This window comes from Streptomyces sp. NPDC050703 (assembly GCF_040654435.1).
In the GTDB taxonomy this organism is placed as follows: domain Bacteria; phylum Actinomycetota; class Actinomycetes; order Streptomycetales; family Streptomycetaceae; genus Streptomyces.
Genome location: NZ_JBFAHX010000053.1, coordinates 20,281 through 45,650 on the forward strand (window position 1 = coordinate 20,281; position 25,370 = coordinate 45,650).

A 25,370-nucleotide genomic window follows, 5' to 3' on the forward strand; every position below is an offset into this window, starting at 1 on the left:
ACGCAACCGCTGTTTTCTATCTACCGGAGCATTTTTTCGAGTTCTCCAACGCGCCCGTATAATTGCTGATCAGCTTCTTCATGGCAGGAGCATCACTGTGGTCGGGCGTAAAGACTTGAATAACGGTGAACAGGGCTTGCTGCGGGTGCGCCGGGTCGCTACATGCGTTGACCTTGCCCACGGCGCCAGTACCTGAGAAAAGATATTTTTCGCTGGTCTCTACCGGGCGTGCTTCAACGTGTGCATGAACAGACGCAACTTCGGCCACGTTGCCCTGTTCGTCCCACCATACTTGGCTGACTCGGAGGGCGGTCTTTCCATCCACCGCAATATCGCACCGTTCGGTTCCGCCGGATGGATGTTCTCGACGGAAGGTGGCCTGCTCGCCGTCAGGCATGAACGGGTCGAGCAGGGCCGCCTTGACCTTGACCGTACAGAGTGAGCGAGGCAGCGAGTATTCCCTCTTTCCTTGCTTCTCGGAACACGCCGACAAAGCGAGAGTCATCAAGGATACCGCGAGTAGTGCCGGACCGATTCGATTACGTGACCGTGGACCGTGACTGCGTAGCTGGAACACCTCTCTCCTCTCCGGTGCAAAGCCCCGACGTCAGATGGCTGTGTGGATGTCCGAAGCCATGGCCGACACATTTGTTCCAGCGACCTGGAAGCCGCGTTGTGCTCCAATTCTCGCCGTTTCCCCGATGTCATCCAAGTCTTTGCGGTGGTGTGCATCGCGCGCACTCTCCGCGCCTTTCTCGCTGTACTTACTGTTCGTTTCCAATCCGCTTTCCCACCGCTCTCCCATGGCGGGGCCGGCCTGTGCTTTAGCCTGTCCTTCGGCATCCTTGAACAGCGATTCCAGTACCATGCTGCTTGCAGTACTCGCTGCACCTCCAACGGCGGCCCCCGTGATCGGGTTGGCAATGTATGCAGTGCCTACTCCAATTCCGGTTCCGATACCTCCGGAGATTGCATTCTTCCACTGAGAAATGGCTTCACCGTACTCTTTGTCGCTGGCCTCGGCCGGTCCCGCCACGGCTTCCTGACGTCCGATTGCCAGGGTTCCGGAGATCTCGCCAGAGCCATACGCGATTTGATCGATGCTCCTTTCCGGATTGCTGTAGCGGAGCTCGGTCGGCAGGTCCGGGTCCAAGTGATATTCCATGAGGTTCGCCATGTAGGATTTTTGACCCACTTCCACGGCCGCGTATCCTTCGCTGTGCTGGCCGATGGCGAAGAGGAACCGGATCGCATCCCTGTGATGCAAGGTGGCTTCGGAACCAGCTACCGGAAACAATCTGTCTGTATCTCGGTCGTGGTCATTGGTCATGGCTCGATTGATGTCCGGCAGATATTCCGAGGCGATCTGCCCGACACTGTCACTCAAATACGGATGTTCGGTCAGACGTTTGGAGTCGTCCGAGATCGATGAGACCAAACTCTTCATTAGTTTTGCCTGCTCCGCATTGTGCGGCATGTTATCCATCGGCGGCGGTAGCTCACCTGCCGGGTGACCGGTTGTGGCGGCCTCAAGAGCAAGGCCCAGGTTGTTGCGTCCGGTATTACTGAGCTCCCCTGAATCATTGACGTCGTTCGGCCAGCCTCTCTCCTCGAAGAGATACTGGAAGTTGGACTTCGACTTTCCGTCGAACGGATTGTTCTCGTCATTTTTGGAGATGAACTCATCGTTGAAGAAGCTGGTCGCCGCGTGGGGGCTGTTTGACAGACCTTTCAAATAACCGGCCGTCGGGTCCCATCCCGTGTCGCTCCCAGTTCGGTTCAGATGCACATCATTCCCGCTGCGTCGCCATGCTGTTCCTTCACCGTTGCCCGTCATTCTCTTCTCGGTCTCCATCAACCGAGAGCCGTAGTCGGTCAAGAACTGGTCGTCGAAATTTCCCCATCGCATGAGATTACTCATGACCTGGAAGCCCATCGGGCCGCTGTTCCCGACGGGCTTGTTGCCGAGGTCCACCACCTTGCTCGTCCATTCGGTCATGCCGAGTGAGTCGCTCTGGGTGGCCGTGGCCAGGGTGAGACTGAGGTGTTTCTGCAGGTCGTCGAACTTGCCGTGTCGTGCGTGGTTCAACTGGGGGTTCGCGTTCGGGTCGTTGATGTCGGCCCAGAACTCCAGCGTCCCCTTGGCGCCGAGATTCGTGGCGAACTGCTCGGCGAACAGTTCGTCGTCGGCGTACTTCTTGAGGCCGGAATTCAGTCGGTCGAACTCCGCGACGGTCAGATCGGCCGGGTTCTTCTTCGCCAGCTTGGAAAGCTTGTCCGCCTCCTCGGTGGCCGCCACCGCGGCGTCCCTGCTCTTGTACTTGGCGTCAGCGAACCCGAACCTGCTCAGGTCCGCAATCGCCTTGAGAGCCGTCGCCGCTGAAGCGTCGCTCTTGGTCGCCTTGTCGAGGACCTTCTGAACGTCATCGCGGAACGCGTCGACTTCAGCTTGACTGCGGTCCGGTACGGACGTGCCCTTGGCGGCACGGTCCGGGTGGATGTTCATATCGACTCTGAAGCCGCCCCCGCCGGTCGACGTGACCGTCAAGTTCTTCTTCGCACCGTCCGCGATCAGACCGACGAGCTCTTCCTGGTGCTTCCGCAGTTCTCCCAAGGTGTCCCGCATGATCCTGCTGATGCTCTGGGCCTGCGTGTGCGCATCATCGAACTCTCCCGCCGTCTTGGCGATGAACTCACGTGAGACGGTGGCGTTGTACCCCGCCCAGTCGGCCTTCTTGGCCGCTCCCGTCAGCCCTTTCTCGGCGGCTCCCTTGAGATCGTCGAGCTTGTCGACCATCTTCGACCAGTCACTGACAGCCTCGTCGAGCAACTTGAATTCCGCGAAGCGGAGCGCGTCGAGATCCATCAGTCGTCCTTCTTCTTCGGCGGGCCGTAAACGGGATTGTCCTTACCGGGCTCGCCGACCCGCTCGTCGAAGCCGGCATCGAGCATGTCGATGCTGCTCATCTGGCGCCGGATGTAGTGCTCGTCGTCGGCATGCAACTTCTTGGTGACCCGCATGTGGTTGGCGATGTGCGCGCACGCGTCCCGCAAGGACGTGAGCTGTTCCTCCCAGCGCGTCGACACGTGCTGGAGTGCGGAACCCAGAGCGAACCCCTGCCCCGTGAGGTCGGCCGCGGCCTTGTCGCTCCCCGAGAGTGCGCCCCGGCCCTCTTTCCACAGCCGGTCGTAGAGCGTGAAGGCGTGATCGCCGATTTTCGCCAAATCTCCCTGGCTGACGCGCAGGTCACCGTAGGAGGCGGGATCGGGCGCGGTGCTGCCTCCCGTGCCCGGCTCGACCTGGTTCAGCTGCATGTGTGTCGGCTGCCGATCCGCGGCCTGCGACTTCAGCTGTTCCCACTCGTCCCACGCCACGCGCGAGCCCCTTCCCCGTGTTCGAAGCGCATCTTCGGATGCCGGGTGTTGCACCTCAACCTAGCAACGTGCCCAAGTCCAGGCGGTGTTGTTCGATCCCGTGTCATCCGGCACGGCCAGTGCGACTGGTGCATGCCGGGTTGTGACTCCTGGGGCAGCTGGTTCGGCTGCGACTCGGGTGGCTCGGGCATGGCTCGTTCCCAACCGCACGCCCGGAGAGCCGAGTTGGCCACCTTACGGAGTGTGACTAGAGTGACACGCGCACGGTAAGTGACCACCAGCCACACCGCGATCACGAGAGGGTCGGGAGGCGGGTAACGGGGAGGGAAGGCCCAGTGCTTTCTGCGAACGTGCACGGGGGAGTCACGGCGTCGTCAGGCGCTGATATCAGGCGCGGGCTGGAAGCGTTGAAGACGTTCCGGCGGCGCATCAACACGCTTCTCACGGAGTTCGAGGGTTCAGCCGGCGGTTCCGCGAAGGTCGGGGCGCAGAAGGTCTCCCGCGCCTCCTTCAGCGGGGCGGGGAGTGCCTTTCCCGAGGCTGACGGGCTGTACGCGGAGTACGACCAGGTCCACGAACAGCTGACCTCGCTCTCGAAGATGCTCGGCGACCAGATCGACGCCATGGGGATCGCGGTGCACGGCGCCGACGTCGGCTTCGACAACCTCGAAGAGGACCTGCGGCAGCGCTTCTGGGCCATCCAGACCAGAGTCGGCCGCCAGGAGGTGCCGAGCGAGCGCGAACGCGGCGGCGAGCCGGACGCGCAGGGCGGCCAGGGCGGCCAGGGCGACCAAGGCGGCCAGGGCGGCCAGGGCGACGAGAAGTCCGACGCGGGGTGGTCCTAGTGGCGTTCGAAGGACACCGTCTCAACGACATGATCGACCTGGTCGACCAGGCCAGACCGGAGGACATCGAGAGCGCCGGCAAGGCGTTGCAGGGCGCGCGGAACGCGATCGCGTCCGCTGCCCGGGAGCTCGGCCGGCACATCGACCGGGTCGACTGGGAGGGCGAAGCGGGCGAAGCCTTCCGCAAGTGGGGCAAGAGTCTCGTCAACGACACGCACAAGCTGTCCGACTTCGCGGCTGCCGCGAGTTCGCACATGGAGTCGGCAGGTGCCGGGCTGGCGTCCGTGCGCGCCTCCATGCCGCCCCGGGACAACCGTGCCGACCCGAAGGCCGTGGAGGACATCCCCTCGCCGAAGCGGGTCGAGGGGAACGAGGAGTACGGCGCCGCCGTCAAGGCGGAGAAGCACCGTCAAGAGGCCATCAACCAGATGAACCGGCTGGCGTCGTTCTACCTGGTGTCCCGGGAAGGGATGGCGCGCCAGGAGCCACCTACGTTTTCGGCGATGCCCGACGTCGGGGTGCCCGAGCCGGTCCCGGGCAAAGACCCCGTGTCACTCGGTGAGGGACGGGGAGGGCCGTCCGCCACCGCGCCCTCCGGTGGTGCTCAAGCCACCCCGACTGACCGGTTCCTGGATCCGGTGGCCACCGGCGGCAACGCTTCGCCCGACGGCCCCTTGTCACATGGCTCCTCCACGCCTCGGCTCGATGGGCACGGCCCCATCAACACTCCGGATCGAGCGGTAGGTACGGAACTCGACAGTGTGCAGACCTTGCCTCCACAGACCACTGCCCCTGTGCCTGGACCCCCGGCTCCGTCCTCTGGACCAACGCAACACGACGTGACACCAGTTATGCCTATGGGCAGTGGTCGTTCCATCCCAGGGCCCGGTGACCTCACTACACGTACGCCAGGTCCGCCGGCTGCCTCGAAACAGGTGCCGTCCGCCCAAGGGCGCCCGGGATCGGCTGGACCGGGGAGGGCTTACGACAGTACGGGGCGCGGGTCGGCGCCACCGAACGGTCGATCTGCCCCCATCGGCCCGACCGCGCAGGGGCGGAGCGCCAGCAGCCCCGCGGTCTCCGGGCAACCGCCCTTGGGCCGCCCCATCATGGGGGGCACTCCGCGACAGGTCGGCGATCCGGGCCCACGGTCCGGCACCCCGCATGCGGCCGGTGCCAGGCCGGCCCAAGGCGTGGTCGGTGGTCGGCCCAGTCCGGGGCCAGTGTTCGGTGGGGGCGAAAGCAGGGTGGCGAAGGGGCCCGGGGCGGGCGCTGGGACCACTGGCGGCTCGCGTGTCACGAGCGGCAGCGTCGATCAGCGGGGACTCGCGGGAGCGGGCGCGCAAGGCAACGGCGCCAATGGGCCGACCCCGCGCCGGGACGGCAACCGCCAAGGCGGCGTGGTCGGCACTCCCAAGACTCGCGAGCAGACGTCGGGAACTCGTAGAGGCGGCTTCACCGCCGGGGGCACCGGCCTGGTGCGAAATGCCAATGGTGATCATCGGCCCTCCGCACAGGATGACGTAGAGGGGGCGCCGCGGTCCGCTGAGGCGATCGAGGACGAAGAGATGAGTCTGCCCGATGGGCGGCGCGAGGTACCACCAGTGATCGGTTGACTGTGGGCGAGGAAATGCAGGGCATGGAATCGGGACCTGATCGGCGTGGCAGGCGGAACAACGCGAGGATGAGCCATATGCGGAGAAGGCTCAAGGTTTTTGGTCCCGTGGTCGCCGGACTCCCGCTTTTGTTCACATGGTTGGCACCGAGTGCGGCTGCCGATGACGTTCCTTCCAACCAGTGGTATCTGCGAGCCATGGACGCGGAAAACGTGTGGAAGGCCAGCACTGGTGAGGGCATCAGCGTGGCCGTCATTGACACGGGAGTCTCAGAAACGCCCGCACTTCGAGGACGTGTTGAGTCAGGCAAGGATTTCGCCGGAGTGCCTGGCGGCCCATTGAACGACTACCACAGCCACGGCACCACGATGGCGGAGCTCATCGTGGGGTCCGGCAGAGCAGGGCTGAAGGGCCTGGCTCCCGGAGCCAAGGTCATTTCGTTCCGGGTTGGCCTTGGCAAGACTTTCAGGAGCAGGAAGTCGAGCGGCATTCCGGACGCCATCCGAGCCGCGGCCGACAGCGATGCCCGGATTATCAGTATGTCCTTCACTGGTGAATACCTGAGACCCAGCGAAAAGAAGGCCGTAGAGTACGCCCAGTCAAAAGGCAAGTTGCTGTTCGCCGGCGTCGGCAATGATGCGCAGACGAAGAACTTCGTCGGCTACCCGGCTGCGTACCCGAACGTTGTCGGAGTATCCGCCGCAGACAAAACCGGCAAGGTGGCCAAGTTCTCGGAATTCGGGGAGTACGTCGACCTCGCCGCCCCCGGCCTCGGCATTCCCCGCTGGTGCGACAACACCTTCCGCTCCTACTGCGACGAAGGAGGCGGCGGTACCAGCGCCGCCACCGCCATCGCCTCCGCCTCCGCGGCCCTCGTCTGGGCCAAGCACCCCGACTGGACCGCCAACCAGGTCCTCCGTGTCCTCATCGACACCGCGGGCCGCGACTGGCCGAAGGACGAGCCGAGCGACTACCTCGGCTATGGGCTGATCCGGCCGGCCCGCAATGTCGTCAAGGGCCAGGGGAAGCCCGGGCCCGCGGACGTCGATCCCATCACCAACGAGAAGACCACCGGTGCCGGTTCCGACGGCGGTGACTCGGCGCCTGACGCCTCCGCCTCCGCCTCCGCGCCCGCCGCGCCCACGCGACCCGCGACGAAGGAGGCCCCTGACGGGGAGAAGGGTTCCGCCGCCGAGCGGTCCCCGGAAGATGACGACGGCGGCAGCCTTCCGTGGCCGGTCCTGGGCGGCCTCGCCGCGGTCCTGGCGATCGGCGGAGGCGCCTTCGCCGCGATGCGCGCTCGACGCCGCGCCTGAGCCAGGCGGGAGCACGGCCTCCCGGCCTGATCACGCTCCGAAGCCACCCCAGATGTCCCAGCCGTCTTCAGCCATCCCACCAATCCCACCCATCCACTCCACCCCACCCATCTCACCATCCCACCCATCTCACCATCCCAACGACAGTTCACGAAGGGAGCCCAGCCGTGGCTGAAGGCCAGAAGTTGAACAACCAGCAAGTGGCGCTTCTGAAGAAAGAGATCGTGGGCAAGTACGACTCGGTCCAGAAGCAGCTCAAGCGTCTCCAGGGCACGCTCGACATGATGGAAGGCAACTGGCGGGGCATTGGAGCGCATGCCTTCGACAGGAAGCAGACCGAGATCAACGAGCACATGAGGGCGGTCGGAAACATCCTGGTCGACTTCCTTGAGGGCATCAGCGGCAACGAGAAGCTCACGGAAGGGCTTGAGGACCAGGTCCGGTCGACCATGGACAGCATCGACGTCCAATACGGCGCACAGAAGTCAGCGATCAGCAGCTACTGAACCACTGAGGTCTACAAGGGAACGGGTTTCCCACACCTACTGAGAGACGGGGCAGGCATGGCGAACGTGCACTTGGACGAGCTCGCGGTCAAATACGGCGGCCTCGACGCCATCACCACCGAACTCGGCATCCAGGCGAGGCAGCTGGAGGCCGACCTGGCGGACATCAAGCGCGCCGTGGCCAAGGTGGCCGAGGGCTGGGAGGGTGAGGCCCACACGGCGTACGTCGCGAAGCAGAAGGAATGGGACAAGCACGTCGAGGCCATTCACCGGGCGCTCGTCGACATCGGGCAGAAGGTCGGCCGGGCCGGCGGTGACTACCGGGGCGGCGACCTGAAGGGCGCCAGCTACTTCCAGTGAGCCAAAGGGCATTAGCTGCTGCCATAAGGCACTCCAAGACGCACCCAGGGAAGAACTCCAGGGAGCACTCCTGGAGGCACTCCAGGAAGCGCGGCAGGAGTGCCCGGCAGCCGGCGTACGGCATAGGGGTGGACGCGCGCGGGAGGCGTCCACCCCGTCCTATGCGTGACCGGTACGAGGCGTCACGTCACTCGGCCGCCGCGACCCCGCCATTGCGCACAGAAGGCTCCAGGTCGAATTCCCCGTCCCGCGCGCCCAGGACGAACGCCCGCCATTCCGCCTCCGTGTACCGCAGCACGGTCTCCGGGTCCAGTGACGACCGCATGGCCACGGCGCCCTCGGGCAGGTACGCGATCTCCACCCGCTCCTCGTGCTCCTCGGTGCCCGGCGCGCTGTGCCACTCGACGCCGGAGATGTCGAGGGCGTAGAGCTCCTCCTTCTCGCGTTCCTTGCGAGCCTTTTCCCGCGCCTCTTTGTCGGGTGCATCGGCCATGGCGGAGGGTCCTTTCACAACGTACGAAAGAGCTGTGGGGCCACCCTACTTGCGGGCTCCGCCCCTGTTCGGAGGTTGGGCAGAACGGCGGCCCTCAGAATTCCGCGTCCGCCAGTCCCGTCTGCACCATCGGTTTCCCGCGCTTCCGGGACACGAAGATCCCTCGTCCGGCCGGCATGGGGCGCGGCCGTACACCGCCCAGGATGTCGCCCTCGTCGGGGTCGCCGGCGAGGACGACCCCCTGCGCGCCCAGCTCCTTCATGCGCTGCATGAACGGTTCGTACGACGCCCGCCCCGCGCCCGCCGTCGACCGGGCGATGATGAACCGCACCCCCACGTCACGGGCGAACGGGAGGAGCTCGGTGAGGTCGCCGAGCGGGTTGCCGCCGGACGTGGAGACCAGGTCGTAGTCGTCGACGATCACGTACACCGTCGGGCCCCGCCACCAGCTGCGCTCGCGGAGCTGCCGCGCGGTGACGTCCGCGGGCGGGGTGCGCCGCTGGATCAGGTCGGCGAGGGCCGCCATGTGGTGGTCCATGGCGTTGGACATCGGGATGTACTCGGCCAGGTGGGAGGCCGGGGCGGCGTCGAGGAGGGAGCGCCGGTTGTCGACGACGAAGAGTTTGCAGACGTCGCCGCCGTACCGCTCCGTCAGCCGTTTGATGAGCAGCCTCAGCAGGTTGGACTTGCCGGACTCGCTCTCCCCGAAGACGAGGAAGAAGGGGTCCTGGTCGAAGTCCACGAAGACGGGTTCGAGGTTGTTCTCGTCGAGGGCGAAGGACAGACCCCGGTCAGGGAAGAGGTGCCCCGGGGGCAGCTCGTCCGCCGGCAGTGCGCGCGGCAGCAGACGGACCGCGGGCGCACCGGGTGCCGTCCAGTGGCGGGCGGCCTCCGCGGCCAGGGCGGCCGTGGCCTCGGCGAGGCCGGTGTCCGAGGACTGCCCGTCGATACGGGGGACCGCGGCCATGAAGTGCTGCTTCTGCGGCGTCTGACCGCGCCCGGGCACCCCGGCGGGGACGTTGGCGGCGACCTTGCGGTCGAACTCGGAGTCCATGGTGTCGCCGAGCCGCAGCTCCAGGCGGTTCATGAGGTGGTCCTTGAGGTTCGCGCGGACCTCCATGGACCGCGACGCGGTGAGGACCAGGTGGATGCCGTAACCGAGGCCCCGCGCGGCGATGTCGAGGACGGCCGGCTCCAGGCCCTCGTACTCGGACCGGAAGTTGCCCCACCCGTCGACGAGCAGGAAGACGTCGCCCCACGGCTGGTCGGTCACCGAGATCTCGCCCCGGGCCCTGCGCGCGCGGAGGTCGGCGATGGACGCGATCCCCGCCGTGCGGAAGTACTCCTCCCGCCGGGACAGCACGCCGTACACCTCGGCGACGGTGCGTCGGACCCGCTCGGGGTCGAGGCGCGAGGCGACACCGCCGACGTGCGGGAGCCCGGCGACGGACGCCATCCCGCCGCCTCCGAAGTCGAGGCCGTACAGCTGCACTTCGTGGGGCGTGTGCGTGAGGCAGAACGCCGCCATGAGCGAGCGCAGCAGGGTCGATTTCCCGGACTGGGGTCCGCCGACGATCTGCATGTGGCCGGCCGCCCCGGAGAAGTCGCACCACAGGGGATCGCGGCGCTGTTCGTACGGCTTGTCGACCAGGCCCAGCGGTATGACGAGCCGTCCCGTGCCCTCGTGGCCGGGTCGGCCGAGGCCGCGGCCCTCCACCGCCGTGAGCCCCGGGAGCAGCGCGTCCAGCGGCGGCGGGCTGTCCAGCGGCGGCAGCCACACCTGGTGGGCGGCCGGGCCCTGCGCCTCCAGGCGGCGCACGATCACGTCGAGGACGGTGTCGGCGAGCGCGTCGTCCGCGCTGCCCGGGTCCGGGCCCGCGGCGGCCCGCGGCTCGGGCGCGGTCACGGCCGCATGGCGCACGGGCACCTCGGCGGCGGTGAACAGCACCGGTCGGCGGTCCACGGGGCGCGGGCCGCCCGGCACGGTGGCCCGGCCCGATTCCGGCCGGTACACGCCGGAGACGTAGGCCGCCTTGAAGCGCACCATCTCGTCGGTGCCGTACGTCAGGTAGCCGGAGCCGGGCACGTTCGGAAGGTGATACGCGTCCGGCACACCGAGAGCGGCACGCGACTCGGCGGCGGAGAACGTGCGCAGGCCGACGCGGTACGAGAGGTACGTCTCCAGGCCGCGCAGCCGGCCCTCCTCCAGGCGCTGCGAGGCCAGGAGCAGATGGACGCCGAGCGACCGGCCGATGCGGCCGATCTGCACGAACATGTCGATGAAGTCGGGCTTCGCGGTGAGCAGCTCGCTGAACTCGTCGATGACCAGGACCAGGGACGGGATCGGCTGGAGCGCGGCACCCGCCGCACGGGCCTTCTCGTAGTCGTGGATGTTCGCGTGGTTGCCGGCGTCCCGCAGCAGCTCCTGGCGGCGGTTCAGCTCACCCCGGATGGAGTCGCCCATGCGGTCGACGAGGGCGAGGTCGTCCGCCAGGTTGGTGATGACGGCGGCGACGTGCGGCAGCTGCGCCATGCCCGCGAAGGTCGCACCGCCCTTGAAGTCCGCGAGGACGAAGTTCAGGCTCTCCGAGGAGTGCGTCACGGCGAGGCCGAGCACCAGCGTCCGCAGCAGCTCCGACTTGCCGGAACCGGTGGCTCCCACGCACAGCCCGTGCGGGCCCATGCCCTCCTGGGCCGCCTCCTTGAGGTCGAGCATCACGGGGCGGCCGTCCTCGCCGACGCCGACGGGGACGCGCAGCCGTTCCGCGAGCGAGCGGGCGCGCCACGTCCGCCGCGTGTCGACCGAGTCGGCGTCGCCGAGGCCGAGGAGGTCGGTGAATTCGAGGTCGGCGAGGAGGGGTTCGTCCTCGTCACCGCCGGACGGGACGCGCAGCGGGGCGAGCTGCCGGGCCAGGGCCTCCGCTCCCTCGTACGAGAGGACGTCCGGAGTGCCTTCGTACACCAGGCCGTGGTCCGACTCGATCCGCAGCGCCCCCGGACGCACCGCGAGCGACAGTCCGCCGCGCCCGTGCGTCAGCTCACCCGGTACGACCTCCACGACCGTCACGCCCTGCAGTCCCTCCGGTGAGGCGAGCGCGGCCGTCGGAGGGAGCGAAGGGCCGTCGAGCACGACGACGACGTGCGGCTCGTCCGGCAGGGGCGACCCCTCCGGGTGGAAACGCGGCCGTCCCCGGAGGCGGGCGGTCAGCAGGGCCTCCAGTTCGATCGGGTCGCCGGTGATGAGCCGGCGGCTGCCCGCACCGTCCGCTGCCCCGGGCACCTGGCTGTGCGGCAGCCACTTGGTCCACTCCCACGCGGGCGCGGCTGCCGTGCCCGTCCCGACCGCGATCACCAGGTCCTGGGGGGAGTGCAGCGAGGCGAGGGAGGCGATGAGCGCCCGCGCCGTGCCCCGTGCCGTCTCCGGGTCCCCGCTGACCGTCACGTGGTAGAAGGCGCGCAGGGAAATGGCCATGGGCAGGTCTTCCAGCGTGCCGTGCGCGGCGAGGAAGCGCTGCATCGCGCCCGCGGTGAGCGGCTCCAGCTCGTCCACCGGGGCCGTCTGCGGCGGTACGAGCGGCGTGGCGAGCGACTGAGGCCCCAGGCCGATGCGCACCTGTGCGAAGTCGGCGTCGCCCGTGCGGCGCTCCCAGACCCGGCTGCCCTCGGCGACCAGGGCCCACAGCTGTTCGGGGGAGGGGTGGAGGTAGTACTGCGCGTCGCGCTGGGCCCGCGCCGTCTCGACGGCGGCGCGGCGGGTCTGCTTCAGGTATCCGAGGTAGTCGCGCCGCAGGTCCGCCAACTGCCCCTGGTTGCCGCGGCGGTAGCGGACCAGCATCGCCACGGACATGGCCACCGTCGACGCCACCATGACCATGCCCATGACCTTCATGAACGGGTGGGCGCTCGGCATGAAGAAGAACACCACGGAGCCGCCCATGCCGAGCATGGGCAGCAACTGCATCATCGCGCCCTCCTGCTGCCCGCGCGGCAGCTCGGGCGGGGGCCGCAGCACGACCTCGTCGGTGGGGACCGGCGAGGGCAGCGTCCGAGGCGGGCGCTTCACGACGATGTGGCTCACTGAGCACCAATTCCCTTGTCGGGCGGGCGTTCCGCTCGCCGCCCGGTGACCGGGGGGCGTGATCGCTGTGTGATCATACTGATACCGGTAGTCACCGCTCGGGGGCAGGGTGCCTGACGCGCACCCGTGCGGTGGGAGATCCGGCCAGCCAGCGGGGCGGGCAACTGCCGGAAGAATGCGGGCATTTCCCGGTACGCGTCGGGGGCACGGCCCCCGGAATCAGCCAGGAGGACCGGTTCTCCCGCGACCGCGCCACGCCCTACGAGACAGTCGGTGAACGCGGCGCGCGCGACATCAGCAACAACGGCACCACGGTCGGCAGCGAACGGTCGCCGGTGAACGGTCGGCAGCGGCCGGAACCGGCACGGGCATCAGCGACGAGGGGGAACAGCAGGTGGGTACGACGGCTTCCACGACGGCCACCGGATTCGGGCGGCCCGGCGGCGGAAACCCCCCTGAAAGCTCATCCGGGCCTGGTGCCGGGGCCGGGGCCGGCACGTCCTACGGCTTCTGCCGGGTCACCATCGTGGCGCCCGACAGCCGCATCGACGTGGCGCTGCCCGACGACGTCCCGGTCGCCGACCTCCACCCCGAGGTCCTGCGGCTCTCCCGGCAGGGCCCGGCCGAGGGCGCACCGGTCGGCTACCACCTCGTACGCCGTGACGGCACCGTCCTCGACAGCGCCCGCACGTTCGCGGCCCAGCGCGTCCTCGACGGTGAGATCCTCACCCTGCGTCCGTTCTCCGCGTCACTGCCACCCGCTGTCTTCGACGACGTCTCCGAGGTCGTCGCGGCCGCGGTGACCCGTGACCACGTGCTGTGGACCGGCGACCTGACCCGCGCCGCCGGACTCGTCGGCGGGGCCGTGCTGTCGTCCCTCCTCGCATACGTCGCCTGGGCCGCCGCCCCCCACCACGACCTGCATGGACTGCCGGGCGTCCTCGCCGCCGTCGCCGGCGTGCTGCTGCTCACCCTCGCGGGGGTCCGCGCGCGGGTGTACGACGACCGGGCCGCCGCCCTCGCCTTCGGCCTCGGCGCGCTGCCGAACGTGGCGGCGGCGGGCTCCGGGCTGCTGCCGGTGACCGACGGGCAGGGCGTGGGCAGGCTCCAGTTCCTGCTGGCCTGTGCCGCCGTCCTGACGGCATCCGTGATCCTCGGGCTGCTCTCACCGAGTGGCGACGGGCCGTTCGTCGCGTGCGTCTTCGCCTCCGCGGTCGGGCTGGCCGCCACGTTCCTCGCGGCACTGTGGCGGCTGGAGCCGGTCGAGACCGCTGCCCTGTGCGCCCCGCTCGCGGTCGGGGCCCTGGCCTTTCTGCCCGGCCTCTCCATGCGCTTCGCCCGGCTGCCCATCGGCTACGAACCGCCGCACGGCGCGCGGGGCGGCTATGGAGCGGACCCCGCCCCGCAGGAGCCCGTCGACGCCGAGCGCATCGCTGCGCAGGCCCGCCGCGGCCAGGAACTGCTCGTCGGCCTCGTCGGCGGCTGCGCGCTCGTCGCGATCGGGTCCGCGGTGGTGCTCGCCCTCGCCGCCGATACGTGGGGACAGGTCCTGGCCCTGGCGACGGGGATCGCGATGCTGACGCGTGCGCACCTGTTCCGCTACACCGCCCAGGTCGCCGCGGTCCTGGCCGCGGGTCTGGTGACCCTCGTCCTGCTCGGCATCGGCCTCTGCCTCGACCTGCCGGTCGGCCCGGCCGGTGACGGCGCGGCACCGGACCTGCGGACCATCTGGCTCGTCGTGGGGATCGCGGCGGCGACGGCCCTGGTCACCGGTGTCGGCATGATCGCCTCACGCACCGGGGTGACCCCGTTCTGGGGCCGCTTCCTGGAGATCGCCGAGTCCTTCGTCCTGCTCACCCTGGTGCCGCTGACGCTCGCGGTCTTCGGCGTGTACGCCGAGGCCAGGGCCATGACGAGCTGAGCGCGCCGAGCGAGGGTCCGAGGCCGGCGGCCGACCTCCGCTACGGGGCCGTCGCGCCGGCTGGTAACCTGTGTGACGACCGTCAGTCTGCGCACCTCCGGATCCGGCAAGGATCAGGACGGGAGACGCAGGGACCCGGGCCCGTGAGGGCCCGCCCGACGGCCATCCCCGCCTCACGAGTCCCGTAAGCCCCCCTGAGACGTAGACCAGGGGCACTCGGAGGCACACGAAACACCACGAGGAGTACGCGTGTCGCTCGACGCCGCTACGAAGAAGCAGATCATGACCGAGTTCGGCCAGAAGGAGGGCGACACCGGCTCCCCCGAGGTTCAGGTCGCGCTGCTCTCGCGCCGCATCTCGGACCTGACCGAGCACCTCAAGACGCACAAGCACGACCACCACTCCCGTCGTGGTCTGCTGATCCTGGTCGGCCAGCGTCGCCGCCTGCTGCAGTACCTGGCCAAGAAGGACATCCAGCGCTTCCGCGCACTGGTCGAGCGCCTGGGCATCCGCCGCGGTGCGGCGGGCGCCAAGTAAGACGCCGTGAAGGGAGCGGTTCCCACTCGAAGCACTCGAAGGGGGCCGCTCCCTTTGCTGTACGTGCGCGGTGTCACCCCGGCTTTGTAGTCTGGTGACGAAAGCACGTCCCCGTGGGTAGGGACCGATCACGGTCCAGCGCCCCCGGGACACCAGTACGACCCCACGAGGGAGAGACGCACCCAGCCGCCGCCGGTCCTCGGTAGTGGCCCCCGGGAGAAACCCCCGGGAGCTTCGATCGAAGACCGGCCCGCACACACGGCGCGTTTCTCCGCACGGTCCCCGTCCACGGAAGGACGCATGGGACGCCGCCCCCGGGCCACACGGGACCAGGGGCGAGAAGACGAAACGTAGACACGTAGGAGAACAGTGGAGAACGAGACCCACTACGCCGAGGCCGTCATCGACAACGGCACGTTCGGCACCCGCACCATTCGCTTCGAGACGGGCCGTCTGGCCCGTCAGGCCGCCGGCTCCGCCGTGGCCTACCTGGACGACGACACGATGGTCCTCTCGGCCACCACCGCGTCCAAGAAGCCCAAGGACCAGCTCGACTTCTTCCCCCTGACGGTGGACGTCGAGGAGCGGCAGTACGCCGCGGGCAAGATCCCCGGCTCCTTCTTCCGCCGTGAGGGCCGGCCCTCCGAGGACGCGATCCTCACCTGCCGCCTGATCGACCGCCCGCTGCGTCCTTCCTTCAAGAAGGGCCTGCGCAACGAGATCCAGGTCGTCGAGACGATCATGGCTCTCAACCCCGACCACCTGTACGACGTGGTCGCGATCAACGCCGCCTCCTGCTCCACGCAGCTCGCCGGCCTGCCCTTCTCGGGCCCGATCGGCGGCACGCGCGTGGCGCTCATCAAGGGCCAGTGGGTCGCCTTCCCGACGCACACCGAGCTTGAGGACGCCGTCTTCGACATGGTCGTCGCCGGTCGCGTCCTCGATGACGGCGACGTCGCGATCATGATGGTCGAGGCCGAGGCCACCGAGAAGACCATCGAGCTCGTCAAGGGCGGCGCCGAGGCGCCGACCGAGGAGGTCGTGGCCGCCGGTCTCGAGGCCGCGAAGCCCTTCATCAAGGCCCTGTGCAAGGCCCAGTCGGACCTGGCGGCCAAGGCCGCCAAGCCCACCGGCGAGTTCCCGATCTTCCTGGACTACGAGGACGACGTCCTGGAGGCCCTGACCGCCGCGGTCAGGACCGAGCTGGCCCAGGCGCTCACCATCGCCGGCAAGCAGGAGCGCGAGACCGAGCTGGACCGCGTCAAGGCGCTGGCCGGCGAGAAGCTGCTCCCGCAGTTCGAGGGCCGCGAGAAGGAGATCTCCGCCGCGTACCGCTCGCTGACCAAGACCCTGGTCCGTGAGCGCGTCATCAAGGAGAAGAAGCGGATCGACGGTCGCGGTGTGACCGACATCCGTACGCTGGCCGCCGAGGTCGAGGCCATCCCGCGCGTGCACGGCTCGGCGCTGTTCGAGCGCGGCGAGACCCAGATCCTGGGTGTCACGACGCTGAACATGCTCCGCATGGAGCAGCAGCTCGACACGCTGTCCCCGGTGACGCGCAAGCGCTACATGCACAACTACAACTTCCCGCCGTACTCCACCGGCGAGACCGGCCGCGTCGGCTCCCCGAAGCGCCGCGAGATCGGCCACGGCGCCCTCGCCGAGCGCGCGCTCGTGCCGGTGCTGCCGACGCGCGAGGAGTTCCCCTACGCGATCCGCCAGGTCTCCGAGGCCCTCGGTTCCAACGGCTCGACGTCCATGGGCTCCGTCTGCGCCTCCACCATGTCGCTGCTGAACGCCGGTGTGCCGCTGAAGGCCGCCGTCGCCGGTATCGCCATGGGTCTGATCTCCCAGGAGATCGACGGCGAGACGCACTACGTCACCCTCACCGACATCCTCGGTGCGGAGGACGCCTTCGGCGACATGGACTTCAAGGTCGCCGGCACGAAGCAGTTCGTGACCGCGCTCCAGCTCGACACCAAGCTCGACGGCATCCCCGCCTCGGTCCTGGCCGCCGCGCTGAAGCAGGCCCGTGACGCGCGTCTGCACATCCTCGACGTGATGAACGAGGCGATCGACGTTCCGGACGAGATGTCCCCGAACGCGCCGCGCATCATCACCGTCAAGATCCCGGTGGACAAGATCGGTGAGGTCATCGGCCCCAAGGGCAAGATGATCAACCAGATCCAGGAGGACACCGGCGCCGACATCACGATCGAGGACGACGGCACCATCTACATCGGTGCCGCCGACGGCCCGGCCGCCGAGGCCGCCCGCGCCACGATCAACGGCATCGCCAACCCGACCATGCCGGAGGTCGGCGAGCGCTACCTGGGCACCGTCGTGAAGACGACGACCTTCGGCGCGTTCGTCTCCCTGCTCCCGGGCAAGGACGGCCTCCTGCACATCTCCCAGATCCGCAAGCTCGCCGGTGGCAAGCGCGTGGAGAACGTCGAGGACGTCCTCGGCGTGGGCCAGAAGGTCCAGGTCGAGATCGCCGAGATCGACTCCCGCGGCAAGCTCTCCCTCATCCCCGTGGTCGAGGGTGAAGAGGGCGACGAGCAGGCCGCCGACAAGAAGGACGACACCGACAAGTGACGTCGCGTAGCACCACGACGACGGCCCGCACCTCCTCGGAGGCGCGGGCCGTCGCCCGTACCCAAACCCTCATCAAGGGCGAGCACGGCATCGGCACGGTCCGCAGGACCACCCTCCCCGGCGGCCTGCGCGTCGTCACGGAGACCCTGCCCTCCGTGCGTTCGGCGACCTTCGGCATCTGGGCCAACGTCGGATCGCGCGACGAGACCCCGTCGCTGAACGGCGCCACGCACTACCTGGAGCACCTCCTCTTCAAGGGCACCAAGAAGCGCAGCGCCCTCGACATCTCCTCCGCGCTCGACGCGGTCGGCGGCGAGATGAACGCCTTCACGGCGAAGGAGTACACGTGCTACTACGCGCGCGTGCTCGACACCGACCTGCCGCTCGCCATCGACGTCGTCTGCGACATGCTGACGGGCTCGCTGATCCGCCAGGAGGACGTCGACGCCGAGCGCGGCGTCATCCTCGAAGAGATCGCGATGACCGAGGACGACCCGGGCGACTGCGTGCACGACCTGTTCGCGCACACGATGCTCGGCGACACCCCCCTCGGCCGGCCCGTCCTCGGCACCGAGGACACGATCAACGCCCTCACCGCGGACCGCATCCGCCGCTTCTACAAGAAGCACTACGACCCCACGCATCTGGTCGTCGCCGCCGCGGGCAACGTGGACCACGGCAAGGTCGTACGCCAGGTCCGCGCCGCCTTCGAGAGGTCCGGCGCGCTGCGGGACACCGAGGCCGTCCCGATGATCCCGCGCCAGGGCTCCCGGACACTGCGCACCGCGGGCCGCGTCGAGGTCATCAACCGCAAGACCGAGCAGGCCCACGTCATCCTCGGCATGCCGGGCCTGGCCCGCACCGACGAGCGGCGCTGGGCCCTCGGCGTGCTGAACACCGCGCTCGGCGGCGGCATGTCGTCCCGCCTCTTCCAGGAGGTGCGGGAGAAGCGCGGCCTGGCCTACAGCGTGTACTCGTACACCTCGGGCTTCGCCGACACCGGTCTCTTCGGGGTCTACGCGGGCTGCCGGCCCAGCCAGGTGCACGACGTCCTCAAGATCTGCCGCGACGAGCTGGACCAGGTCGCGGAGCACGGTCTCACGGACGACGAGATCACCCGCGCCATCGGCCAGCTCGCGGGCTCCACCGTCCTCGGCCTGGAGGACACCGGTGCCCTGATGAACCGCATCGGCAAGAGCGAGCTGTGCTGGGGCGAGCACATGTCCGTCGACGACATGCTGGCCAGGATCTCGGCGGTCACGCCCGACGAGGTGCGCGAGGTGGCCCGCGACATACTGGGGCACCGCCCGTCCCTCTCGGCCATCGGACCCCTCAAGGACAAGCAGGCGGCCCGCCTCCACGACGCGGTCGCCTAGCCACCCGGGCCCACGGGCCCGACCGGTTCGACGTAAGGAATGAAGGACATGAGCAAGCTGCGCGTGGCGGTCATCGGCGCCAAGGGACGCATCGGTTCCGAAGCCGTGAAGGCCGTCGAGGCCGCCGACGACATGGAGCTGGTCGCCGCCCTCGGCCGCGGCGACGAGCTGCGGTCGCTGGTGGACAACGGCGCCCAGGTCGCCGTCGAGCTGACCACCCCCGACTCGGTGATGGCCAACCTCGACTTCTGCGTGGGCCACGGCATCCACGCCGTCGTCGGCACCACGGGCTGGACCGACGAGCGCCTCGCGCGGCTGCGCACGTCCCTCGCCGCGTCCCCGGAGACGGGCGTCCTGATCGCCCCGAACTTCTCCATCGGCGCGGTCCTGACGATGAAGTTCGCGCAGATCGCCGCGCCCTGGTTCGAGTCCGTCGAGGTCGTCGAGCTGCACCACCCGAACAAGGCCGACGCCCCCAGCGGCACCGCCGCCCGCACCGCCCAGCTCATCGCCGAGGCCCGGCGGGAGGCCGGCAGCGCCGCGCAGCCCGACGCCACGACGACGGCCCTGGACGGCGCGCGCGGCGCGGACGTCGACGGCGTACGGGTCCACTCCGTACGCCTTCGCGGCCTGCTGGCCCACCAGGAGGTGCTGCTCGGCGGCGAGGGGGAGACCCTGACCGTCCGGCACGACTCGCTGCACCACAGCAGCTTCATGCCGGGCATCCTGCTCGGCGCCCGCCGCGTGGTGAGCACCCCGGGCCTGACCTTCGGCCTCGAACACTTCCTGGACCTCGGCTGAGCCGGGAAGAGAACCCCATGCGAGCCTCCATGCGAGCGAAGATCACCTACGCCGTCACGGCCGCCGTCCTGGTCGTCTACTTCGTCCTGGTCGGCAGCCGCGGCGTACTCCTCATCAAGCACGGCACCCTGCTCACGGTCACCTTCGGCGTCGCGGTGCTGATCCTGCCGGTCATCGGCGTCTGGTTCCTCTGGCAGAACACCCGGTTCGTGCAGCGCGCCAACCGGCTCGCCGCCGAGCTCGACGCCGAAGGCGGCCTGCCCGTCGACGAGTTGAGGCGTACGCCCGGGGGCCGCATCGACCGCGACTCGGCCGACGAGGTCTTCGCCCGCCGCAAGGCCGAGACGGAGGACGCCCCGGACGACTGGCGCTGCTGGTTCCGCCTCGCCGTCGCCTACCACGACGCCCGGGACACACCCCGGGCGCGCAAGGCCATGCAGCGGGCCATCGCCCTCCACGAGGGCAGGCCGGTGAACGCCTGACCGAGGGCCGGACTTCTGTCCTCAGGCGCCTCAGGTGCCTCAGGCAGTGGTGCGGTACTCGTAGGCCCACGCCTCGATGGAGTCGGCCGCCCGCTCGAACGCCTCGGCCCGGGCGACGAAGTCGGCGTTCTTGTCGGTGAGCAGCAACCGCTGCCCATCGGCGGCCCCACCACGTCGTACGAGGATGAGTGCCTGCCCCTGCACCGTGCGGGGCAGGCCCAGCCAGCGCACCGGCTGCTGCGCGGTCCGCACGGCCGCGATCTGCGCCCACGGCACGGTCCGCGTCGACAGGAAGCCGACCCGGCGCACTCCGTGCGCGCTCACCCAGGTGCCCATGCGCAGCAGCCGCAGCGAGATCACGACGGTGACCGCGGCGAGCGCCGCACAGACAGCCGCGCCCGCGAGCGAGTCGGTGAGCGCGATGATGACAGCGGCGAAGAGCACGAACGAGGCGAGCAGCAGCAGAAGTGCGGCGGCGCCCACACGCCACGGACCGGGACGGTAGGGCCGGCGCCACTGGTCGCGGTCGTCGAAGGGCAGCGCGGCGTCGAGCGCCGCGTCGTCGAACGCGCGGTCCGCGGTCAGGAAAGGCAGGGGCACGGGCTGGTCCTCACTCGATCCACGCATGAGCTGTGCCCGGTGAGGCTACCGAGCCGTGTCCCCTGCCACCACCCTTGGGGGCCCGGACGAGTCAACGTCCGGATTGGGCGTATTTTGCCCGGTCAGCGCCCGTCCGAGGCCTCGGACTGCTGGGTGTGCGCGGGTGACTGGTCGGCCGACATCGCGGGCATCCCGAAGAGCAGGGATCCCACGAGACCGGCGACGACGGTCAGGCCGATGAGCGTGCGGCCCACGATCTGACTCGCGGTGGCACGCTCACGGGGCGGGGGAGTGACGTTGCTGCGGAACTTGTCGGCTTCGGCGATGAAGGCGAACGGGACGGGCTCTCGCCGACGGAACATGGGACGCGCTTCTCCTCACGGGTCTCGAGTGTTCTCTCTTACATGGACAGACGCTCGAACCGCCCCAAAGGTGCCCTGTTTCAGCAAATTAGGCGAAGAATGTCGCGGCGGGTCACCGAACGGCCGATTGTCGGTGCCGGGCCATAGAGTGGGCGCCGCCCGAGTGATGCACATGGAAGGACCCCGCCAGTGAGCGAGACCCCCACCGAAGACCTCAAGCCCAGCTTCCGCAGCGAGGTCACCGTCGAGCTGGTGAAGCACGCCGCCACCGACTCCGACGTCCTGTGGGCCGCCCGCGTCTCGACGGCGGGCGAGCAGTCCCTCGACGAGCTCCAGAAGGACCCGGAGCGCTCGAAGGGCCTGATCAACTACCTGATGCGGGACCGCCACGGCAGCCCCTTCGAGCACAACTCGATGACGTTCTTCATCAGCGCCCCCATCTTCGTCTTCCGCGAGTTCATGCGCCACCGCGTCGGCTGGTCGTACAACGAGGAATCGGGCCGCTACAGGGAGCTGGAGCCCGTCTTCTACGTCCCGGACGCCTCCCGCAAGCTGGTCCAGGAAGGCCGCCCCGGCAAGTACGTCTTCGTCGAGGGCACCCAGGCCCAGCAGGAGCTCACGGGCCGCGTCATGGAGGACTCCTACCGCCGGGCGTACGAGGCGTACCAGGAGATGCTCGCCGCGGGCGTGGCCCGCGAGGTCGCCCGCGCGGTGCTCCCCGTCGGCCTGTTCTCCTCGATGTACGCGACGTGCAACGCCCGTTCGCTGATGCACTTCCTCGGTCTGCGCACGCAGCACGAGCTGGCCAAGGTCCCGTCGTTCCCGCAGCGGGAGATCGAGATGGTCGGCGAGAAGATGGAGCAGCACTGGGCCGAACTGATGCCGCTCACCCACGCCGCCTTCAACAAGAACGGGCGCGTGGCCCCGTGAGGCACTGATGTGCGGACGGTGCGAGCGAAGTGTCCGGATTGCGGCACTTCGTGAAGTTCGCCTAGCCTGATCGAACGGACCCGGTACTGCCTGAACCCCCGAGCAGGCAGTGCCGGGCTCCGCACCCGTCAGGCCCGCTCACGTCCCCCGAGGGGGGACCCCACGCTGAGCAGCGAGTAGCGTGTTACCCATGGCTCCGACCTCCACTCCGCAGACCCCCTTCGGGAGGGTCCTCACCGCCATGGTCACGCCCTTCACGGCGGACGGCGCACTTGACCTCGACGGCGCGCAGCAGCTCGCCGCCCACCTGGTGGACGCAGGCAATGACGGCCTCGTCATCAACGGCACCACCGGTGAGTCCCCGACCGTCAGTGACGCGGAGAAAGACGATCTCGTACGAGCCGTGCTGGAGGCGGTCGGAGACCGCGCCCACATCGTCGCGGGCGTCGGCACCAACGACACCCGCCACAGCATCGAGCTCGCCCGCGCCGCCGAGCGGGCCGGCGCACACGGCCTCCTGACCGTCACGCCGTACTACAACAAGCCCCCGCAAGAGGGACTGCTCCGGCACTTCACCGCGATCGCCGACAGCACCGAGCTGCCGGTCATGCTGTACGACATCCCGGGCCGCAGCGGCGTACCGATCAACACCGAGACGATCGTCCGCCTCGCCGAGCACCCCAGGATCGTGGCCAACAAGGACGCCAAGGGCGACCTCGGCCGCGCGAGCTGGGCCATCGCCCGCTCGGACCTGGCCTGGTACTCCGGCGACGACATGCTGAACCTGCCGCTGCTCTCCGTCGGCGCATGCGGTTTCGTCTCGGTCGTCGGCCACGTCGTCACCCCCGAGCTGCGCGCGATGCTGGAGGCTCACCTCTCGGGCGACGTGCAGAAGGCCACCGAGATCCACCAGAAGCTGCTCCCGGTCTTCACCGGCATGTTCCGCACGCAGGGCGTGATCACCACCAAGGCGGCGCTCGCCCTCCAGGGGCGGCCCGCGGGCCCGCTGCGCCTGCCGATGGTCGAGCTGACGCCCGACGAGACGGCACAGCTCAAGATCGACCTCGCCGCCGGCGGGGTACAGCTCTGACCACAGACTTCACAACTGAATACGCGACACCCGCGGGCCCCGCGCCCGCGGTCACCCAACAACTGCTCACGCACGAACGTCACGCGCGCCACGTGCCCCGGAGGCACGTGGCGTGTGTGGTGAGGAGAGTCTTTTGAGTCATCCGCATCCTGAACTCGGTGCCCCGCCGAAGCTCCCGAAGGGCGGCCTGCGCGTCACCCCGCTCGGCGGCCTCGGTGAGATCGGCCGCAACATGACCGTCTTCGAGTACAACGGTCGCCTGCTGATCGTCGACTGCGGAGTGCTCTTCCCCGAGGAGGAGCAGCCGGGAATCGACCTGATCCTGCCGGACTTCTCGTCCATCAGGGACCGCCTCGACGACATCGAGGGCATCGTGCTCACGCACGGCCACGAGGACCACATCGGCGGTGTCCCCTACCTCCTGCGCGAGAAGCCGGACATCCCGCTGATCGGCTCCAAGCTGACCCTCGCCCTGATCGAGGCGAAGCTCCAGGAGCACCGCATCCGTCCGTACACGCTGGAGGTCGTCGAGGGCGACCGCGAGCACCTCGGCCCGTTCGACTGCGAGTTCATCGCGGTCAACCACTCCATCCCGGACGCCCTGGCCGTCGCCATCCGCACCCCCGCGGGCATGGTCGTCGCCACCGGCGACTTCAAGATGGACCAGCTTCCGATGGACGGCCGCCTCACGGACCTGCACGCGTTCGCGCGCCTGAGCGAGGAGGGCATCGACCTCCTCCTCTCGGACTCCACGAACGCCGAGGTCCCGGGCTTCGTACCGCCCGAGCGCGACATCTCGGGCGTCATCCGCGGTGTCTTCGCCGGCGCCCAGAAGCGCATCATCGTCGCGAGCTTCGCCAGCCATGTGCACCGCATCCAGCAGATCCTCGACGCCGCCCACGAGTACGGCCGCCGGGTCGCCTTCGTCGGCCGCTCGATGGTCAGGAACATGGGCATCGCCCGCGACCTCGGCTACCTCCGCGTGCCGCCGGGCCTCGTCGTCGACGTCAAGACGCTCGACGACCTGCCCGACAGCGAGGTCGTCCTGGTCTGTACGGGTTCCCAGGGCGAGCCCATGGCCGCGCTCTCCCGCATGGCCAACCGCGACCACCAGATCCGCATCGTCCAGGGCGACACGGTGATCCTGGCGTCGTCGCTCATCCCCGGCAACGAGAACGCGGTCTACCGCGTGATCAACGGCCTGACCCGCTGGGGCGCCAACGTCGTCCACAAGGGCAACGCCAAGGTGCACGTCTCCGGCCACGCCTCGGCCGGCGAGCTGCTGTACTTCTACAACATCTGCAAGCCCAAGAACCTGATGCCGGTCCACGGCGAATGGCGCCACCTGCGCGCCAACGCCGAGCTGGGCGCCCTCACCGGCGTCCCGCACGACCGCATCGTGATCGCCGAGGACGGCGTGGTCGTCGACCTGGTCGAGGGCAAGGCCAAGATCGTCGGCAAGGTCCAGGCCGGTTACGTGTACGTCGACGGCCTCTCGGTCGGCGACGTGGGCGAGCCCGCGCTGAAGGACCGGAAGATCCTCGGGGACGAGGGCATCATCTCGGTCTTCCTGGTGGTGGACTCCAGCACCGGCAAGATCACCGGTGGTCCCCACATCCAGGCCCGCGGCTCCGGCATCGACGACGGGGTGTTCGGCACCGTCATCCCGAAGATCCAGGAGGTCCTGGAGAAGTCGGCCCAGGACGGCGTGGTCGAACCCCACCAGCTGCAGCAGCTCATCCGCCGCACGCTGGGCAAGTGGGTGTCGGACAACTACCGCCGACGCCCGATGATCCTGCCCGTGGTCGTCGAGGTCTGACCCTCCCGACCGCACGAACGACGGAGCGGGGCGCCTCGATTTGCATCGAGGCGCCCCGCTCCGTTAAGTTTACGGCTCCGCCCAACCGGGAAGCGCCCGCGCACAGTCGTGCCGGGACCGATCCGAACGGGGCGGGAATTCGGACTCAGAATCTCTGATAAAGTCTGAATCGCCGGAAAGGGAAACGCGAGAGCCGAAAGGCCGAGCGGGAACCGGAAAGGCGCCGAGGAAATCGGACACGAAAGAGTCTGATAGAGTCGGAAAC

The 25,370-nt window shown here is 68.7% G+C and carries 20 protein-coding genes; 13 read left to right on the forward strand and 7 right to left on the reverse strand.

What is annotated here, in order from left to right:
• Nucleotides 1-16: 16 nt before the first annotated feature.
• From AB0I16_RS31655 to AB0I16_RS31665, 3 genes are all read right to left on the reverse strand, one after another.
• Entirely contained in the window at nucleotides 17-505 is a 489-nt protein-coding gene (locus AB0I16_RS31655) for a hypothetical protein (protein WP_363253088.1), read from the reverse strand.
• Between the two features lie 102 nt (nucleotides 506-607).
• Nucleotides 608-2,866 (reverse strand): hypothetical protein, encoded by a 2,259-nt coding sequence (locus tag AB0I16_RS31660; RefSeq protein WP_363253089.1) that lies wholly within the window; start codon nucleotides 2,864-2,866, stop codon nucleotides 608-610.
• Complete coding sequence (locus tag AB0I16_RS31665) at nucleotides 2,866-3,375, reverse strand: hypothetical protein (protein ID WP_363253090.1); 510 nt, start codon at nucleotides 3,373-3,375, stop codon at nucleotides 2,866-2,868. The genes AB0I16_RS31660 and AB0I16_RS31665 overlap by 1 nt, the downstream gene beginning before the upstream one ends.
• 407 nt (nucleotides 3,376-3,782) lie before the next feature.
• On the opposite strand from AB0I16_RS31665, the gene AB0I16_RS31670 reads away from it, so the two are divergent.
• From AB0I16_RS31670 to AB0I16_RS31685, 4 genes are all read left to right on the forward strand, one after another.
• A complete protein-coding gene (locus tag AB0I16_RS31670; RefSeq protein WP_363253091.1) occupies nucleotides 3,783-4,220 on the forward strand; it encodes a hypothetical protein in 438 nt (145 codons plus the stop codon).
• A gap of 1,813 nt (nucleotides 4,221-6,033) precedes the next feature.
• Nucleotides 6,034-7,152, forward strand: coding sequence for a S8 family serine peptidase (locus AB0I16_RS31675; protein WP_363253092.1), 1,119 nt, complete (start codon nucleotides 6,034-6,036; stop codon nucleotides 7,150-7,152).
• 167 nt (nucleotides 7,153-7,319) lie between these two features.
• Nucleotides 7,320-7,658, forward strand: a complete 339-nt coding sequence (locus AB0I16_RS31680) for a WXG100 family type VII secretion target (RefSeq protein ID WP_363253093.1) — start codon at nucleotides 7,320-7,322, stop codon at nucleotides 7,656-7,658.
• 57 nt (nucleotides 7,659-7,715) lie between these two features.
• Complete coding sequence (locus AB0I16_RS31685; protein WP_363253094.1) at nucleotides 7,716-8,018, forward strand: WXG100 family type VII secretion target; 303 nt, start codon at nucleotides 7,716-7,718, stop codon at nucleotides 8,016-8,018.
• Nucleotides 8,019-8,205: 187 nt separating this feature from the next.
• On the opposite strand, the gene AB0I16_RS31690 is transcribed toward AB0I16_RS31685, so the two are convergent.
• Both AB0I16_RS31690 and eccCa read right to left on the reverse strand, forming a co-directional pair.
• Entirely contained in the window at nucleotides 8,206-8,511 is a 306-nt protein-coding gene (locus tag AB0I16_RS31690) for a DUF397 domain-containing protein (protein WP_363253095.1), read from the reverse strand.
• 94 nt (nucleotides 8,512-8,605) lie between these two features.
• Nucleotides 8,606-12,589: a type VII secretion protein EccCa gene (gene eccCa, locus AB0I16_RS31695; RefSeq protein ID WP_363253096.1), complete on the reverse strand. Its 3,984-nt coding sequence runs from the start codon at nucleotides 12,587-12,589 to the stop codon at nucleotides 8,606-8,608.
• Nucleotides 12,590-12,983: 394 nt separating this feature from the next.
• Between eccCa and eccD the strand changes: the two genes are divergently transcribed.
• From eccD to AB0I16_RS31725, 6 genes are all read left to right on the forward strand, one after another.
• Entirely contained in the window at nucleotides 12,984-14,510 is a 1,527-nt protein-coding gene (gene eccD, locus AB0I16_RS31700; protein ID WP_363253097.1) for a type VII secretion integral membrane protein EccD, read from the forward strand.
• Between the two features lie 249 nt (nucleotides 14,511-14,759).
• Complete coding sequence (gene rpsO, locus AB0I16_RS31705; RefSeq protein WP_055568703.1) at nucleotides 14,760-15,047, forward strand: 30S ribosomal protein S15; 288 nt, start codon at nucleotides 14,760-14,762, stop codon at nucleotides 15,045-15,047.
• A 369-nt stretch (nucleotides 15,048-15,416) separates the two neighbouring features.
• A complete protein-coding gene (locus AB0I16_RS31710) occupies nucleotides 15,417-17,645 on the forward strand; it encodes a polyribonucleotide nucleotidyltransferase (RefSeq protein ID WP_363253098.1) in 2,229 nt (742 codons plus the stop codon).
• Nucleotides 17,642-19,021, forward strand: a complete 1,380-nt coding sequence (locus tag AB0I16_RS31715) for a pitrilysin family protein (protein WP_363253099.1) — start codon at nucleotides 17,642-17,644, stop codon at nucleotides 19,019-19,021. Before AB0I16_RS31710 ends, AB0I16_RS31715 begins: the two co-directional genes overlap by 4 nt.
• A 48-nt stretch (nucleotides 19,022-19,069) precedes the next feature.
• On the forward strand, nucleotides 19,070-19,822 hold the full coding sequence (gene dapB / locus AB0I16_RS31720) for a 4-hydroxy-tetrahydrodipicolinate reductase (protein ID WP_363253100.1): 753 nt from the start codon (nucleotides 19,070-19,072) through the stop codon (nucleotides 19,820-19,822).
• A gap of 29 nt (nucleotides 19,823-19,851) precedes the next feature.
• A complete protein-coding gene (locus AB0I16_RS31725) occupies nucleotides 19,852-20,304 on the forward strand; it encodes a hypothetical protein (RefSeq protein ID WP_363253110.1) in 453 nt (150 codons plus the stop codon).
• A 39-nt stretch (nucleotides 20,305-20,343) separates the two neighbouring features.
• Here the strand turns inward: AB0I16_RS31725 and AB0I16_RS31730 are convergent, their stop codons facing one another.
• Both AB0I16_RS31730 and AB0I16_RS31735 read right to left on the reverse strand, forming a co-directional pair.
• Entirely contained in the window at nucleotides 20,344-20,904 is a 561-nt protein-coding gene (locus AB0I16_RS31730) for a PH domain-containing protein (RefSeq protein ID WP_363253101.1), read from the reverse strand.
• Between the two features lie 122 nt (nucleotides 20,905-21,026).
• On the reverse strand, nucleotides 21,027-21,266 hold the full coding sequence (locus AB0I16_RS31735; protein WP_062781321.1) for a hypothetical protein: 240 nt from the start codon (nucleotides 21,264-21,266) through the stop codon (nucleotides 21,027-21,029).
• A 189-nt stretch (nucleotides 21,267-21,455) separates the two neighbouring features.
• Here AB0I16_RS31735 and thyX point away from each other — a divergent pair, with 189 nt between their 5' ends.
• The 3 genes from thyX to AB0I16_RS31750 all read left to right on the forward strand — a co-directional run bounded on the left by thyX (nucleotide 21,456) and on the right by AB0I16_RS31750 (nucleotide 25,105).
• Complete coding sequence (gene thyX, locus AB0I16_RS31740; RefSeq protein WP_363253102.1) at nucleotides 21,456-22,196, forward strand: FAD-dependent thymidylate synthase; 741 nt, start codon at nucleotides 21,456-21,458, stop codon at nucleotides 22,194-22,196.
• A gap of 190 nt (nucleotides 22,197-22,386) precedes the next feature.
• A complete protein-coding gene (dapA, locus tag AB0I16_RS31745) occupies nucleotides 22,387-23,286 on the forward strand; it encodes a 4-hydroxy-tetrahydrodipicolinate synthase (protein WP_363253103.1) in 900 nt (299 codons plus the stop codon).
• A 133-nt stretch (nucleotides 23,287-23,419) separates the two neighbouring features.
• A complete protein-coding gene (locus AB0I16_RS31750) occupies nucleotides 23,420-25,105 on the forward strand; it encodes a ribonuclease J (protein ID WP_363253104.1) in 1,686 nt (561 codons plus the stop codon).
• Nucleotides 25,106-25,370: the final 265 nt, after the last annotated feature.

What these genes read in the sequence shown, in the direction of transcription:
- AB0I16_RS31655 (WP_363253088.1), bottom strand. Translation starts at nt 505, where the DNA reads ATGACTCTCGCTTTGTCGGCGTGTTCCGAGAAGCAAGGAAAGAGGGAA.
- AB0I16_RS31660 (WP_363253089.1), bottom strand. Translation starts at nt 2,866, where the DNA reads ATGGATCTCGACGCGCTCCGCTTCGCGGAATTCAAGTTGCTCGACGAG.
- AB0I16_RS31675 (WP_363253092.1), top strand. Translation starts at nt 6,034, where the DNA reads ATGGACGCGGAAAACGTGTGGAAGGCCAGCACTGGTGAGGGCATCAGC.
- AB0I16_RS31685 (WP_363253094.1), top strand. Translation starts at nt 7,716, where the DNA reads ATGGCGAACGTGCACTTGGACGAGCTCGCGGTCAAATACGGCGGCCTC.
- AB0I16_RS31690 (WP_363253095.1), bottom strand. Translation starts at nt 8,511, where the DNA reads ATGGCCGATGCACCCGACAAAGAGGCGCGGGAAAAGGCTCGCAAGGAA.
- dapB (WP_363253100.1), top strand. Translation starts at nt 19,070, where the DNA reads ATGAGCAAGCTGCGCGTGGCGGTCATCGGCGCCAAGGGACGCATCGGT.
- AB0I16_RS31725 (WP_363253110.1), top strand. Translation starts at nt 19,852, where the DNA reads ATGCGAGCGAAGATCACCTACGCCGTCACGGCCGCCGTCCTGGTCGTC.
- AB0I16_RS31735 (WP_062781321.1), bottom strand. Translation starts at nt 21,266, where the DNA reads ATGTTCCGTCGGCGAGAGCCCGTCCCGTTCGCCTTCATCGCCGAAGCC.
- dapA (WP_363253103.1), top strand. Translation starts at nt 22,387, where the DNA reads ATGGCTCCGACCTCCACTCCGCAGACCCCCTTCGGGAGGGTCCTCACC.